Genomic DNA, 14,381 nt, shown 5'->3' with positions numbered 1-14,381 from the left:
CAACCCGAGCTTGTCTTCCTCCGCGAAGACAGCGACGGTCTTCTTCCCCATCTCATTCGCCGCCCGCATAATACGGATCGCAATCTCTCCTCGGTTGGCTATGAGAATCTTGTTGAAGCTGGTCATACAGGTGGTCCCTTGTTCTGGCCGTTTCAGTGTCGCATATGCGTTTTTTTTAGGCAGCGTAAGTTCGGGATATTGGGTAGTCTACGCGGCGAAGCGGCACGTTAGCGATAACAAACGGACTTGCAAGCAGATATCCTGACGGGATTCGACTTAGTCTTGTTGTAACAAATTGCCGTTAGAAGTGGGCACGTCACCTTTGGAGAGGCCCATGCCCGAGACGTCACTGCACCGGATCATTTACCTGAGCGAAGCGGCGGGGCCGATGTCGGTGCCTGCGCTTGATGTGTTGCTTGCGGGGGCGCGGGCGCGCAATGCGGCGCGGTCGGTCACCGGGTTCCTCGCGCTGCATGAAGGGCGGTTCCTGCAGGTGCTCGAAGGACCGCGTGCTTCGGTCGAGATCTTGTTTGCCACCATTGCGCAGGATGCGCGCCACCGGGCGGTGATTGTCCTGAAACATGAGGCAGTTGAGGCCCGTTCCTTTGCGGAATGGTCGATGGGCTATGCGGACCCGGTGCAGCTGGGCTCGGAGAACATGGCCGCCTTCACCGATCTGTGCGCCGTGGTCGACGAGGGGCGCGCGGCGGGGGTGAAGGACCGGCGGGTGTCGGTCCTGCTGGCCAGCTTTCTTGGCAGTTTCCGCGATCTGGCGCATTCACCGTGGCGGAAGTCAGACGCCTTCGAGGAGCCGGCCCGGCAGGTCGGCTAACGTGTGTGTGCCCATCTGCGCCATGTTGAGCCGCATGTCATCGGTCAGGATGTGGGTGAGATGCGCCGGGCCTTTTTCGCCAAGCGCGGCCACCGCGTAATGCCAGGCGCGGCCCAGCATGACAAAATCCGCACCAAGCGCGAGGGCGCGCAGGATATCCATGCCGGAGGCCACGCCACTGTCGAAGATCAGGGGATAGTCCGGGCCGACGGCGGCGCGCACCTTGGGCAACTGGGTGATGCAGGCGGGGCCGGGTTCGAACTGGCGGGCGGAGTGGTTGGAGACCCAGATGCAATCAACCCCTTCTGACACAAGCCGTTTTGCCGCGTCCGGACACATGACGCCTTTGACAATCAGATCGCCCTGCCATTCCTCGCGCAGGGTTTTGAGCGTGTCCCAATCCGGCTCGCCGCGGATGATATGCCCGGCGTGGGCAAGCGACGAGCGCGGATCGGTGTTGTCCACGTAGCTTTCGGGCAGGACGATGCGCGGCGCGCCCAAAGCCAGCGTGCGCAAGGACCATTCGGGATGGGTCAGCACTTCCCAGACCACGCGCGGGGTGATTTTCGGCGGCAAGGTCAGCTTGGCGCGGCGTTGCCGCTCGCGGCGGGAATCGTCAGGCACATCGACGGTCAGGATCAGCTTGGTGAATCCGCTCGTCTTCGCCCGTTTGAGCATGTCGCGGCGGATCTCCGGATCGGCAGGGCAATAGAGCTGGAACCAACCCATGTCCCCCGCGACTGGCCCGATCTCCTCCGGCAGACGGGTGGCGACGGTGGAAATGGAATAGGGGATGCGCTGCTCGAAGGCGTGGCTGGCCAGCATCCGTTCGGCCCCCGGCCACATGAGACCGGACATGCCCACGGGGGCAATGCCGAAGGGGCGGCTGAAGTCCTGACCCATAAATGTGGTGGTGAAGTCCGGATCAATCGTACCGCGCAGAATATCAGGCATGAAGTGCACCGCGTCGAGTGCATCGCGGTTGCGGGCGAATTGCAACTCCGCGCCGGTGGAGCTGTCGAGATACTCGAAGGCAAAATGCGGAATGCGCCTGCGGGCCTTGCGGCGCAGGTCGGAGACGGCGGGGTAGGAGAGATCGAGATCCATGACGGCATTTGGCTTTGATGCCACGGTTTTGTCCAGAGTGTCGCGCACTGGAACACGGGTTTGGAGAAACGCGGGCTTTCCGTTAAGATAGGAGCATAAAACAAAAGCAGACGAGCGGAACATGACATTCAAGACACTTCTCGGCGCAGCTGCGCTTTTTGCATCCCTGGCCACAACCTCAAGTGCATCCGTGATGGTCAACGTTTGGGAAGACGGCGACGACGTTTACGCCTTCGCAGTCGGATCTCTGGACCTGAGCGGGGCAGACGCCACCTATGGCGCGGGCGGCGCGCCTCTGTTTACCCAGCAGAACTTTCAGCTTGGCGAGGACGGCGTCGGTGCCTCTTTGGACGCCTATCAGTTTGATTTCGCGGCGGGGCCAGCTTCGTTCGGCCCCGGGTACAATCTGACGTCCGCGACAAGCGGGACCGTGACCGAATTCGGGATGACTTTTGGCGCGGCCGCAGGCGGCAACACGATCGTCTACATCGAAAGCGGCTACACCTTCGGGACGGTCTTCAGCAGCAACGCGTTCTTTGAGAACCGGACGCTGAGCGGTATGAACCTGAACGTCGGTACCTATGTGTTCAACTTCCCGTCTGACATGATCACGGTCGAAATCGGTGCGGCACCCGTCGATCCGTCGCCGGTGCCGCTGCCCGCTGCCGGTTTGCTCAGCCTGCTGGGGCTCGGCGCGCTGCGGCTTGCGGGGCGCAAACGCAAGGGCTGACCCGGATTTCATCGCTTTGAACCGCTCGGTATCCCGCCGGGCGGTTTTGTTTTTGGCTGTGGAACATTGTGTGAACGTCTCTTTCGCTTCGCCGCGGGCCGCGCTATGGTTCGCCCATGAGCGATTTTGACGACTTCGACGCCTTTGAGGGCGCATCCCTGTCCGCCCGCGCCATGGCCGCGCGGTCTGAGCCGTACCTTGACGGGCTGAACCCGGCGCAGCGCGAGGCGGTGGAGCGGCTCGACGGGCCGGTGCTGATGCTGGCGGGGGCCGGAACCGGCAAGACCAAGGCGCTGACGGCGCGGATCGTGCATCTTTTGAGTACAGGACGGGCGCGCCCGAATGAGATCCTGTCCGTGACCTTCACAAACAAGGCCGCGCGGGAGATGAAGAACCGTGTTTCGGGGATGCTGGGGCAGGTGGTTGAGGGGATGCCGTGGCTCGGCACGTTTCACTCGATCTGTGTGAAGCTGCTGAGGCGGCACGCGGAACTGGTTGGTCTCAAATCGAATTTCACCATTCTGGATACGGACGATCAGCTGCGCCTGCTCAAGCAATTGGTGCAGGCGGCGGGGATCGACGACAAACGCTGGCCCGCGCGGCAACTGGCCGGGGTGATTGACGACTGGAAGAACCGCGCGCTGACGCCGGACCGGATTCCGGCTGCGGATTCCGGGGCTTACAATGACAAGGGGCCGTCTCTCTATGCGCAGTACCAGGAGCGTCTGCGCGAGCTGAACGCGGTGGATTTTGGCGATCTTCTGCTGCACATGGTCACGATTTTCCAGGAACACGAAGACGTTCTGGAGCAATACCAACGCTGGTTCCGCTACATTCTCGTGGACGAGTATCAGGATACCAACGTCGCGCAATACCTGTGGCTGCGGCTGCTCGCGCAGAGGCACAAGAACATCTGTTGCGTGGGCGATGATGACCAGTCAATCTATGGCTGGCGCGGGGCCGAGGTGGGCAATATCCTGCGGTTTGAAAAGGATTTTCCGGGCGCGCATGTGGTGCGGCTGGAACAGAATTACCGCTCGACCCCGCATATTCTGGCGGCGGCCTCTTCGGTGATCCGGGGCAATGCGAACCGTTTGGGCAAGGAGCTTTGGACAGAGGCGCAGGACGGTGAAAAGGTGCGGCTGATCGGTCATTGGGATGGCGACGAGGAAGCGCGCTGGGTTGGTGAAGAAATCGAGGCGATGCAGGGCGGTACACGCGGCATGGCGCCCTATGATCTGGACAAGATGGCCATTCTGGTGCGCGCCTCCCATCAAATGCGGGCCTTCGAGGATCGGTTTCTGACCATCGGCTTGCCCTATCGCGTGATCGGCGGGCCGCGGTTTTATGAGCGGATGGAGATCCGCGATGCGATGGCCTATTTCCGGCTGGTGGTCTCGCCGACGGATGATCTGGCGTTTGAGCGGGTTGTGAATACACCGAAACGGGGCCTTGGTGACAAGGCGCAGCAGACCATTCAGCAGATTGCACGAGCCAATGGCGTGTCTTTGCTCGACGGGGCCGCGATGGCGGTGGAGCAAGGGGCAATCAAGGGCAAGGGCGCGAAGACCTTGCAGGAATTTGTCGTTGGCATTGCGCGCTGGGGCCGGATGATGCGGTCGACGGTGGCGAGCGGATCCGAAGACGATGTGATCGAAGATCTGGCAAGCCCGGAGCGGCGCGAGGCGGAGGTTAGCCATGTTGAGCTGGCGCAGATCATCCTCGATGAAAGCGGCTATACGGAGATGTGGCAGAACGACAAGACGCCGGAAGCGCCGGGGCGGCTTGAAAACCTCAAGGAATTGGTCAAGGCGCTGGAATCCTTTGAGAACATTCAGGGTTTCCTCGAACACGTCAGCCTTGTGATGGACAATGACAGTGACGAAGGCGGGGCGAAGGTTTCGATCATGACGCTGCATGCGGCCAAGGGGCTGGAGTTCCCGGTGGTGTTTCTGCCGGGCTGGGAAGACGGGCTGTTTCCGTCGCAAAGGTCGATGGACGAAAGTGGTCTCAAGGGGCTCGAAGAGGAGCGGCGGCTGGCCTATGTGGGGATCACGCGGGCCGAAGAGGTCTGCACGATCTCTTTCGCGGGCAATCGACGGGTGTTTGGCCAATGGCAATCGCAGATGCCGTCGCGGTTCGTGGACGAGTTGCCCGAAGAGCATGTGGACGTGCTGACACCGCCCGGATTGTACGGCGGCGGCTATGGCGCGGCGGCAGGCAGTGGCATGTCGGGCGGCATGTCCGGGGGCATGGAGAGCCGGGTGGCCACGGCGGATGTCTATAACTCACCCGGCTGGAAGCGCCTGCAAGCCCGTCAGGGCGAGCGTCCGGTCAGCCAGCCGAAGGAAAGCCGCAATACGGTGATCGATCTGGCGGCGGTCAGCGCCTACACCGTGGGCGAGCGGGTGTTTCACCAGAAGTTCGGCTATGGCTCGATTGTTGGCATCGAAGGCGACAAGCTGGAGATCGGTTTTGACAAGGCGGGCACGAAGAAGGTGGTGTCCCGCTATGTCTGCGCGGCGGATGACGTGCCGTTTTAGATCTGGCCTTAACGCGAAGCCTGCAGCTGCCGCTTTGCGCGTTCGATAAGCGGTTTGTCGATCATCTTGCCGTCCAGTTTGAAAACCGCGTCGCCGCTGGCGGAGGCGGCGACAACGCGTTCAGCCCAGTGCAGTTCTTCGGGCGTTGGGGCAAAGCAGCGATTGAGCACGGCGACCTGTCCGGGGTGCACCGCGTAGCCGCCGGTTGAGCCGAGCGCGCGCGCGGCCTGTGCGGCGCTTGCCATGCTGTCCAGATCGCGGAAATCGGCGATGGAGGCGGGCACAACCAGAGCGTCCAGCCCGGCACTGCGGGCGGCCTGAATGACCTGATACCCGGCGGGTTGCAGCAGGGCGTCGCTTGGCTCTGTGCCCATCGCGGTGGCGTAGTCTTCGACGCCGAGGGTGAGCGCGGCCATGCGGGGCGACGACCGTGCGATGTCCGGCGCATTCAGCACAGCCGCTGGGCTTTCCAGCATGGCGATGAGCGCGATGCCGCCTTCGGGCAGGCCCCGCTCCCGTTCCAGTTCGGTCACGATCCCGTCGACGGCGCGGACCTGTTCGGCGCTTTCACACAGCGCCATGTGCAGGGCCGAGACGCGGGGCAAAACGCAGGCTTCGAGATCGCGGATCGCGGGCAGCCAGGTGGGGTTGATCCGCACGGTCACATCCACATGCGGGGCCAGCCGGGCCACCGCATCGGGCAGAGCCGCGCGGGCGTTTGGTTTGTCGGCCTCCGCAATGCTGGCTTCGAGATCGAGAATGACCGCGTCGGCCCCGCGCTTGGCGGCTTTGGCGACGAACCGCTCTTCAAGAACCGGAATGAACAACAAGGAGCGCCACATCAGAACACACCTTTTTCGGAGAGGTCCTGTTGCTGCGCCTCGTCGTAGCCAAGGTCAGCGAGCAATGCCGCGTTGTCCTGCCCGAGGGCAGGGGCGGCAGACCGGATGCTGCCGGGGGTGTCGCTGAGCCGGGGGAAGACTTGATGCATGGGCAGACGCGGCATGTCCGGGTCTTCGAAGTCCTGCAAGACCCCGCGGCCACGAATGTAGGGGTGGTCGATCAGGTCGGCGATGTCGCAGATCGGCCCGACGGTGACGCCCTGACTGTCAAAATATGCGAGGTTTTCCTCCAGGGTCCGGGTTTTCATCGCCTCCGCGATGATTTGGTCCAGCGCTTCGGCGTGTTCGATCCGCGATTGTGAGGTCTTGTAATGCGGGTGCTCGATCAGGTCGGGCCGGCCAATGGCCTGCGCCAGCTTTTCCCACATGGACTGCATGGAGGCCGACATGGCGAGGTATTTGCCGTCTTTGGTGGGGTAGATGTTGCGCGGTGCGGCGACGTCGCTGCTGTTGCCCATGCGCTTTGGCACCTGACCGGTGGCCTCATAAGATGCGGCCCAAGGGCCAAGCAGGCTGAACAGGGGTTCGAACAGGGACAGGTCCACAACCTGTCCTTTGGCATGGCCGTTCTGGCGGGCGACCACGGCGGCCAGAACGCCGCCAAAGCCTGTCACCCCGGCGACCATATCCGCGAGAGCAAGCGGGGGCAGCAGAGGCGGTTTGTCCTCCCAGCCGGTCATGGCGGCAAAGCCGGACATGGCCTCGATCAGGCTGCCAAAGCCGGGTTTGTGCGCGTAGGGGCCGTCCTGTCCCCAGCCGGACACCCGCGCGATGATCAGGTTTTCATTGCGCTGCCACAGATCGTCCGGCCCCAGCCCCCATTTCTCCAGCGTGCCGGGCACGAAGTTTTCGCACAGAATATCGGCGCTATCGATCAGCTTGAGCAGGATTTCGCGCCCCTCGGGCGTTTGAAAATTCAGCGACAGGCTTTTCTTGGAGCGGGCATAGACCTTCCACCAGACTTCTGCCTCGCCAAAGCGGCGCAGATCGTCGCCCTTTCCGGGGCGTTCGATCTTGATCACTTCGGCCCCGAAATCGGCCAGCATATGGGTCATCGTGTTGCCGGCGGCGAGGCGGGTCATGTCGATCACGCGCAGGCCGCTGAGCGGGCCTTTGGCATCCGGGGTGTAGGGTGTTTTCATCGGGCTGGTCCTATCCATCAGACAAACGCGCGCGGTCGCGGATCAGGATCCAGGCGACGATCGGCGTGGCAACGACAAGGCAAAGAGCAAAGACGTGATCAAAAATCGCAACGGGGTTGCGGCCAAGCAGGATCACGGATTGGCGGATCGACAGTTCGATCATCGGGCCAAGAACGAGGCCGATGATGAAACAGACCACCGAGATTTCCATCTTGATCATGACAAAGCCGAGCACGGCAAAGATCAGCATCAGCCAGACCGCAAAGAACCCGCCCTGGCTGACATAGATCCCGACCACGCAGAGCAGCAGAACCGACGGGTAGACCACATGGGGCGGGACTTTGACGATCAGGGCAAAGACCCGCAGCCCGAGGCTGCCGATCAGGAGCACCATGACATTGGCCATGATCATCGCGGCGAACAGGCCATAGACCAGCTCGGCGTTGCGTTCGAAAATCATCGGCCCCGGCGTGACCCCGTGGATCAGGAAAGCGCCGACCAGCAGGGCGGCGGTCAGGTTGCCGGGGATGCCCAGCGTCAGGAGCGGGATCAGGTTTGCACCTGACACGGCGGAATTGGCGCTTTCGGTGGCGGCGATGCCTTCCAGCGCGCCGGTGCCGAGTTTTTCCGGCTGTTTGGAAAATCGCTGGGTTGCGGCATAGCTCAGGAAGGCGGCGAGGGTGGTGCCGAGGCCCGGCAAGGCGCCAATGGCGGTGCCGATGCCCGCGCCGCGAAAGATCGGCTTTCCAAGGCGTTTGAACTCGCTGAGGGCGAGGCGGTCTTCGCCGTCGGAGGTGGCATCGGGGCGGGCCGTTTTCGCCTGCCGTCCGTCCTGTAGCCGCAGGATGATTTCCGGCACGGCCAGAACCCCAATGGCGACGGCGGCGAGGGGCAGCCCGTCGTAGAGCTCTATGTAACCAAAGGCAAAACGCGGGTTTCCGGTCTCAAGATCCAGCCCCACCGTGGCCAGAAGCGCTCCGAGGGCGGCGGCAAAGATCCCCTTGGCCAGCGACCGACCGGAGAGCGAGGCGACCAGGGTCAGCGACAGGATCAGGATGGCCGCAAGTTCGACCGGCCCGGCTTTGAGGGCATAGATCGCCAGAACCGGAGCGAGCAGGATCAGTACCAGATCGGAGCAGCTGTCGCCCACAACCGAGGAATACAGTGCGGTTTGCAGGGCTTTGCGCGGTTTGCCGGACTTGGCGAGCGGGTGACCGTCAAGCGTGGTCGCGGCGGAATGCGGCTCGCCGGGCGTGTTCAGAAGGATTGCGCCCACGGCACCGCCGAACCCGCCGCCTTTCATGACGCCCACCAGCATGCCGATCGCTGAAAGCGGGGACATGGCAAAGGTCAGCGGAATGGCCACGGCGATGGCCATTGGCGCGTTCAGGCCCGGAATTGCGCCGATCACGATGCCGATCAGCACACCCCCGGCCACGGACAGCAGCGTCCACAAGGACAGCGCATTCCATATGGCGGTCAGAATGAGATCCATCGGCTGTGTCCTAGGGCAAAGGCAGGCGCAGGCCCCACCAGAAGGTCACGTAGACCAGCGCGGGGACGGCAACTGCGTTGAAGGCATAGACCCAGATCGGGGCGCGGCCGTGCAGGGCGGTGAAGGCGATCAGCGCCAGCGGGGCAACGCACAAGAAACCTGCATAGGGGCGTCCGATCCATCCGCTCACCGCTTGCATCGCCATGAGCATCACCCCAACGGCGGTGACGCAGGCGGCGAGGAAGACGATGTCTTTCAGGTTCAGCCCGGTGCCCGGCTGCGCCGGTGTCCGGGTGTTCTGCAGCGCCAGAACCGTGCCGCAGAGCACCATGACCCAAGCCAGCGCCCGTGGGGCGAGGCTGGGCGGCAGGCCAAAGCTGCCCCGGTCGTTGACCTGCGCCGGGATGATCCACCAAAGCAGCGCCATGCCGAAACCTGCGATGACAAGGCCAAGGATCAAATCCTGCGAAAGCCCCCCCGGTGCCGAAGCACCGGGAGATGCGGGATGGCGGGAGGACGGGATCGCTCTTACTCCGCGATCACGGCCATCAGGCCTTCGTAGGCCTGCGTGTCCGCCGCGATGGAGGCGGCGGTGTCGGCCCCGCTGCGGAAGGTTTCAAAGCCGCGGAACTTGTTGTTGACGAAATCACGGAAGGTCTCGGATTTGACCGCCTCGGCAAGAGCGGCTTCGAGCCGGTCACGCGCCGCCGGGTCCATGCCTTTGGGTCCAAAGAACACCGCCGCTTCGCTGGCGGCCACGTCATAGCCGAGCCCGCCCAGCGTGGGGATCTGCGCATGTTCGGCTATGCCTTCGGGGTTCAGCGCGGCGATGACCTTAAGCGCCCCGTCTTCCATCATCGGCAAGGCGTTTGAGCCCGAGAAACCCAGATCGACATGCCCGCCCAGCACCGCCTGCCGTGCGCCTGCGCCGCCTCGGGTGGGCACGATATTAACGGCGATGTCTTCTTTCTTGCCAATGTATTGCATGATTGCGCGGTCAAGCGGGATGATCGAAGCGTAGTTGATCCACCCGCGATCCTTGGCGGTGGCGATCATGCCTGCCCAATCGTCAAAAGGGGCCTCCTTGGGCGCAGCATAGACGGTGCGGTAACCATGCGTGGTGGCGATGAAATCGACATCGTCTGCCGTGAAATCCACCCGCCCGGTCAAGGGCGTAAAGGCGAAGGTCGTCGCCACGGCGAAACCGATGGTATAGCCATCGGCAGGCTGCGAGCGGATATATTGCGTCGCCACGGCCCCGCCGCCGCCGCCCTTGTTTTCGACGATGATCTTCTGACCCAGCTGAGTCTCCATCTCGGCGGCCAGAATGCGTGCGGCGGCGTCACTGCCCCCGCCCGCGCGGAAACCGACGACCAGGGTCACGGATTTATCGGGGAATTCGGCGAAGGCGGGCGTGGCCATAACCAGTGCCGCAGCGCCTGCGATCAGGTGTTTCATGAAGTGCATTGTTGTCCTCCCAACATCAGCAGACCGTGTGGCACGGTCATGGATGGTGACAGGGTAAGAGCAGGACGTGCGATAGAGTAATACTATATTGCAATACTTATTATTGCATTTCATTATAGAAAGATGCTGGACAACAAACACCTCCGCAGCTTTCTGCGCGTGCTCGATCTTGGCGGGTTTTCGCGCGCGGCGCGGTCCCTGAACATCGCGCAACCGGCGCTGAGCCAACATGTGCGCAAACTCGAAGAGCAGCTTTCGGTTACACTTCTGGATCGCAGTGCCCATGGCGTGACCGCAACGCCGGCGGGGCGGCAGTTTGCGATCCGCGCGCGCCAGATCCTGGAGTTGGTCGATGTCGCCGAACGCGAGTTCAAGTCCGGCCCCGAGGCTTTGTTCGGCGAGGTGACGGTTGGTCTGCCCGGCTCGGTCTGTCCTGTTCTGGCCACGCGTCTGATCGTCGAGACCCGGCAGCGGTTCCCGAATATCAAGCTGGTCGTGTCCGAACTGATGAGCGGAAATCTCGCGGATCAACTGCGCGATGGTCGGATGGACATGGCCATTTTGTTCAACGTGACAGAATCGGACGACTTTACCTCAGAGCCCGTTGCGCGAGAGGCCTTGCATCTTGTCGGCCCTCCGGACGATCCCCGGCTTGCGGGCGAGACAATCGCGGCCTCGGCGTTGCTGGGCTTGCCGCTTGTTGGAACACGGCCGCCGCATGGGCTGCGTTTGCTGATCGAGCGCTGGATCAATGCGCATGACATGCCTTTGACATTTGCGGTGGAGGCGGATGCTCCGACGGTTCTGGTGGACATGGCCGCGCAGGGCATGTGCTATTCGATCCTGTCCCACGCGGCGATTCAGGAAAAAGCGCGGTCCGGCGTTCTGTCCAGCGCCGAGATCGTCTCGCCACCGATTGAGCGCAAGGCCTGTCTGTGCACGTCCAAAAGGCTTCCGCCCAATCCGGCGAGGGAAGAAATTCAAAAGCTTTTCCATTCTGTTGTGACCTCTGTGGTCAGGCGAGGGGAGTGGCAGGCAGAGCTTTTGTGAAGCGCAGGATGGCTTATTGACCGGCCCCGGCAAGGGCGCTGACCGCCCGTGTGATTTCAAAGCGAATGGAGCATGAAACCGGCGTGTTCCGCCTATGGAACGCGCCCGGTTTTTTTTCGGTCAAACCCGGCGGTTTTGCTGCCGGATAATTTTCGTCACGCTTGACTGACCGACCGTCGGTCAGTAATCAGGGTGCGCAACGGAGAATCATCTTGGCACGGATCGTCAAAGCCCCAGAAGAGCGGCGCGCGGAGATCGTAGAGACGGCGGATCGGCTGTTTCGGGAACGCGGTTACGCGAAGTGTTCTGTCGAGATGATCATCCGGGAGATCGGCATCGCGAAGGGCACATTCTATTACTACTTCAAGTCCAAGCCCGACATTCTCGAAGCCATCGTTGACCGGACTCTGGGCAAGATCGTCGATATGGCAAACGCAGTGGCGGATGACCCGTCGCAGAGCGCCATGCAGAAGATGCAGGCGCTTCTTGGAAACAGTCACATCGGCGATGATGACAGCCTTGAGGTGGCACAGATGCTGCACCTCCCCGAGAACCGCGAACTGCATGAACTGACCAACGTCCAGACGGTGCTCCGGCTGTCGCCGATCCTGTCCCGGATTGTCGAACAGGGCAACAAGGAGCGCGTGTTCGATGTGGATAAGCCGCTGGAAACGATACAGTTCCTGTTCACAGGGGCGCAGTTTCTCACGGATGGCGACATGTTCGGGTTTTCGGAAACAGAACTGCGCGCGCGGCGGTTGGTGACGCAGACAATCATAGAAAAAGCACTCGGCGCAGCGCCGGGAAGCTTTGACTTCATGAACCCGGTCCGGGCCGTGGAGTAGAGGCATGAGCAGGGACATGCACAAGGATCGGCAGCGCGCTTGCGAGCGGCGTGACTGGCGGCGCTTTCATGCGGATCGGGGGCCGATTGGTCCGCGGTTTGCCCTGTTTCAACGCTTTACCCGAAGGGTCCTCCCATGGCAGATATCGCCACTCCCCCGCAGTCCTTCCAAGTCCCGTCGCGTGCCCTCGCTGGCTTTTTCATTCTGACATTCGCCATCACCTGGGGCGTGGTGGGCCTGTATATCGTCGCGCCGGACTGGGCGTCGTCCCGCTTTGGCGCGATCAGCGGGGCGCATCCGTTCTTCTTCCTTGCCACCTGGGCCCCGGCGATTTCCGCGTTCCTGCTGGTGGCGGTTTACGGCGGCGCATCCGGGCTGAAGGCGTTTCTTGGCCGTTTGACAGAGTGGCGCCTGCCGTCTGTCTGGGTCTGGTTCATCGCGATCGGCATCCCGGTGGTTTTCATGATCGGCTCCGTCCTGAAGTCCGGCCCGCTCCTTGCGCCAATTCCGCCAGAAGGGCTGGGCACGCTGATTGCGATCACCGGGATGATGCTGTTTCTCGGCCCGATTGAAGAGTTCGGCTGGCGCGGCGTCGCGCAGCCGATCCTGCAACGTCATGTCGCGCCGCTCTGGGCGGGGATGATCATCGGCGCGATTTGGGGGCTTTGGCATCTGCCCGCGTTTTTTCTGTCGGGCACGGTGTTTGCGGGCTGGAACTTCTTTCCGTTTCTCGTGGGCAACATCACGTTGGCTGTGCTTGTCACGCCAATTTTCAACGCCGGGCGCGGCAGCCTGCTCTGGCCGATGCTGTTTCACTGGCAGCTGATCCTGCCGATCTGGCCGGATGCGCAGCCCTATGACACGTGGCTGTTTCTTGCGGTGGCTTGTGTGGTGGTCTGGGTGAACCGGGAGACGATGTTGTCCCGGGACGGGGCAATCACCGTGGTTGTGCCGCGCGCTGGGGAGGAGAGCAAATGACGTGGCTCTTGCGCGGTGTTGCCCTTTTGTCGATTTGCTGTGTGCTGCTTCCCGGCCCTGGTTTTGCGGACAGGCAGACTGAGGGCGACAGGGTTCAAGCCCTGCTCGAAACCTTCCGCGCGCAATACGGGTTTCCGGGCGTGACGGTGGCCTATGTCAGCGTTGATGGCCGGGTAGAAACCCATGCTACAGGGTTCGCCGATGTGGAGGCCGGCATCGCGATGACGGAAGACCACAGGATGCTGGCCGCGAGCATAGGAAAAACTGTCTGGGGTGCACTTGTGCTCGCTTTGGAGGCGGAAGGAGTGCTGGCACGGTCAGATCGCGTCTCAGCGCATCTTGAGCCGTATCCATGGTTCGCGCGGGTGCCAAACGCCAAGCCCATGACCGTTGGACAGTTGCTGACGCACACCGCGGGCCTGCCGGATCATGTGCATATGGCGAAGAGTGCGACGGCGCTTATTGCTCTTGGTGAGGAGACTCCCGTCGATCCGGCGGACCTCGTTGCCTTCGTCCTTGATGAGCCGCCGCTGTTCGCGCCGGGGACGGCCTGGTCCTATTCGGACACCGGCTACATTCTTCTTGGGATGGTTCTGGAGGCAGCAACCGGGCGTGCGGCCTATACCCTTGCGCAGGAACGGTTTCTGGATCCGCTTGGGCTGAACACTTTTGTTCCCTCCGATACACCCACGATCAAAATGCTCGCCGTTGGGTACACCGCCGAAGACAACGCCTTTGGCCTCGCGCCGCGCACCATGGATCATGCGGGGCGGTTGATCTGGAACCCGGCCATCGAATGGACGGGGGGCGGCTTTGCCACAACCTCTCGCGATCTTGCGCTCTGGGGGCATGCCCTGTTCACCGGGCAGGCCATTGAGGCCGCCTATCTTGAGGATCTCGTGGAGGGCGTGCCCGTGCACCCGGACGCGCCGGGCGTCTTCTACGGCGGCGGTGTTGCACGCTATTTGGACACGCCTTTCGGGCAGGTCTACGGGCATGGCGGGTGGATCCCGGGCTATGTCTCCAGTCTGAGACACTACGCGGATCACGGCCTGACCATCGCTTTCCAGATCAACAGCGATGTCGGGATCCCGGATGAGAGCAGCGATCTTGTGCCTGCGCTTGAAGCGGCACTGGCGGAGCTTCTGATTTCAGCTTTGGAGTGAACCCCGGGGAGGCTGAGCGCCCGTCCGAACGGGTGGTTCCGACGCGCAGGATGCTCGTTGCATCCCTGACCAGAAGGCAGACGTCACGCAATGGCGGCCGGTAGGGCGGGGCTTGGCCCCGCCA

The 14,381-nt window shown here is 62.5% G+C and carries 14 protein-coding genes; 7 read left to right on the top strand and 7 right to left on the bottom strand.

The annotated features are described in order from the left end of the window. Nucleotides 1-156 (bottom strand): biotin carboxylase N-terminal domain-containing protein (locus E4662_RS17180; protein ID WP_420819273.1); only part of this gene is annotated, 156 nt, incomplete at its 3' end. Between the two features lie 178 nt (nt 157-334). Between E4662_RS17180 and E4662_RS17175 the strand changes: the two genes are divergently transcribed. Then, on the top strand, nt 335-832 hold the full coding sequence (locus E4662_RS17175) for a BLUF domain-containing protein (protein WP_136442828.1): 498 nt from the start codon (nt 335-337) through the stop codon (nt 830-832). Here E4662_RS17175 and E4662_RS17170 read toward each other — a convergent pair. Beyond that, a complete protein-coding gene (locus E4662_RS17170) occupies nt 794-1,939 on the bottom strand; it encodes an alpha-hydroxy acid oxidase (RefSeq protein ID WP_136442827.1) in 1,146 nt (381 codons plus the stop codon). The genes E4662_RS17175 and E4662_RS17170 overlap by 39 nt on opposite strands. 121 nt (nt 1,940-2,060) lie before the next feature. Here E4662_RS17170 and E4662_RS17165 point away from each other — a divergent pair, with 121 nt between their 5' ends. Together E4662_RS17165 and E4662_RS17160 are read left to right on the top strand one after the other, a co-directional pair. Then, nucleotides 2,061-2,669 (top strand): hypothetical protein, encoded by a 609-nt coding sequence (locus tag E4662_RS17165; RefSeq protein WP_136442826.1) that lies wholly within the window; start codon nt 2,061-2,063, stop codon nt 2,667-2,669. 116 nt (nt 2,670-2,785) lie between these two features. Next, the gene (locus E4662_RS17160; RefSeq protein WP_136442825.1) at nt 2,786-5,212 is read left to right on the top strand and encodes an ATP-dependent helicase; all 2,427 of its coding nucleotides are present in this window, start codon (nt 2,786-2,788) and stop codon (nt 5,210-5,212) included. A gap of 8 nt (nt 5,213-5,220) precedes the next feature. Here E4662_RS17160 and E4662_RS17155 read toward each other — a convergent pair whose 3' ends face one another. From E4662_RS17155 to E4662_RS17135, 5 genes are all read right to left on the bottom strand, one after another. Next, nucleotides 5,221-6,054: an HpcH/HpaI aldolase/citrate lyase family protein gene (locus E4662_RS17155; RefSeq protein WP_136442824.1), complete on the bottom strand. Its 834-nt coding sequence runs from the start codon at nt 6,052-6,054 to the stop codon at nt 5,221-5,223. Then, nucleotides 6,054-7,256, bottom strand: coding sequence for a CaiB/BaiF CoA transferase family protein (locus E4662_RS17150; RefSeq protein ID WP_136442823.1), 1,203 nt, complete (start codon nt 7,254-7,256; stop codon nt 6,054-6,056). The genes E4662_RS17155 and E4662_RS17150 overlap by 1 nt, the downstream gene beginning before the upstream one ends. 10 nt (nt 7,257-7,266) lie before the next feature. Next, nucleotides 7,267-8,751 (bottom strand): tripartite tricarboxylate transporter permease, encoded by a 1,485-nt coding sequence (locus tag E4662_RS17145; protein WP_136442822.1) that lies wholly within the window; start codon nt 8,749-8,751, stop codon nt 7,267-7,269. A 10-nt stretch (nt 8,752-8,761) separates the two neighbouring features. After that, complete coding sequence (locus E4662_RS17140) at nt 8,762-9,211, bottom strand: tripartite tricarboxylate transporter TctB family protein (protein ID WP_136442821.1); 450 nt, start codon at nt 9,209-9,211, stop codon at nt 8,762-8,764. A 68-nt stretch (nt 9,212-9,279) separates the two neighbouring features. Then, nucleotides 9,280-10,218, bottom strand: coding sequence for a tripartite tricarboxylate transporter substrate binding protein (locus tag E4662_RS17135; protein WP_168798013.1), 939 nt, complete (start codon nt 10,216-10,218; stop codon nt 9,280-9,282). Between the two features lie 123 nt (nt 10,219-10,341). On the opposite strand from E4662_RS17135, the gene E4662_RS17130 reads away from it, so the two are divergent. The 4 genes from E4662_RS17130 (at nt 10,342) to E4662_RS17115 (ending at nt 14,257) form a co-directional block, all read left to right on the top strand. Next, nucleotides 10,342-11,268, top strand: a complete 927-nt coding sequence (locus E4662_RS17130) for a LysR family transcriptional regulator (protein WP_136442819.1) — start codon at nt 10,342-10,344, stop codon at nt 11,266-11,268. 212 nt (nt 11,269-11,480) lie between these two features. Further along, nucleotides 11,481-12,113, top strand: coding sequence for a TetR/AcrR family transcriptional regulator (locus E4662_RS17125; RefSeq protein ID WP_168798012.1), 633 nt, complete (start codon nt 11,481-11,483; stop codon nt 12,111-12,113). 135 nt (nt 12,114-12,248) lie between these two features. Further along, nucleotides 12,249-13,091 carry a CPBP family intramembrane glutamic endopeptidase gene (locus E4662_RS17120; protein WP_136442817.1) on the top strand — a complete coding sequence of 281 codons (843 nt, stop codon included), beginning with the start codon at nt 12,249-12,251 and terminating at the stop codon, nt 13,089-13,091. Further along, complete coding sequence (locus tag E4662_RS17115; RefSeq protein WP_136442816.1) at nt 13,088-14,257, top strand: serine hydrolase domain-containing protein; 1,170 nt, start codon at nt 13,088-13,090, stop codon at nt 14,255-14,257. The genes E4662_RS17120 and E4662_RS17115 overlap by 4 nt, the downstream gene beginning before the upstream one ends. Nucleotides 14,258-14,381 lie beyond the last annotated feature (124 nt).

Source organism: Pacificoceanicola onchidii, from assembly GCF_004804335.1.
Taxonomy (GTDB): Bacteria; Pseudomonadota; Alphaproteobacteria; order Rhodobacterales; family Rhodobacteraceae; genus Pacificoceanicola; species Pacificoceanicola onchidii.
The sequence above is the reverse complement of the archived record's forward strand: the minus strand, read 5'-3'. Positions and strand labels throughout refer to the sequence as shown.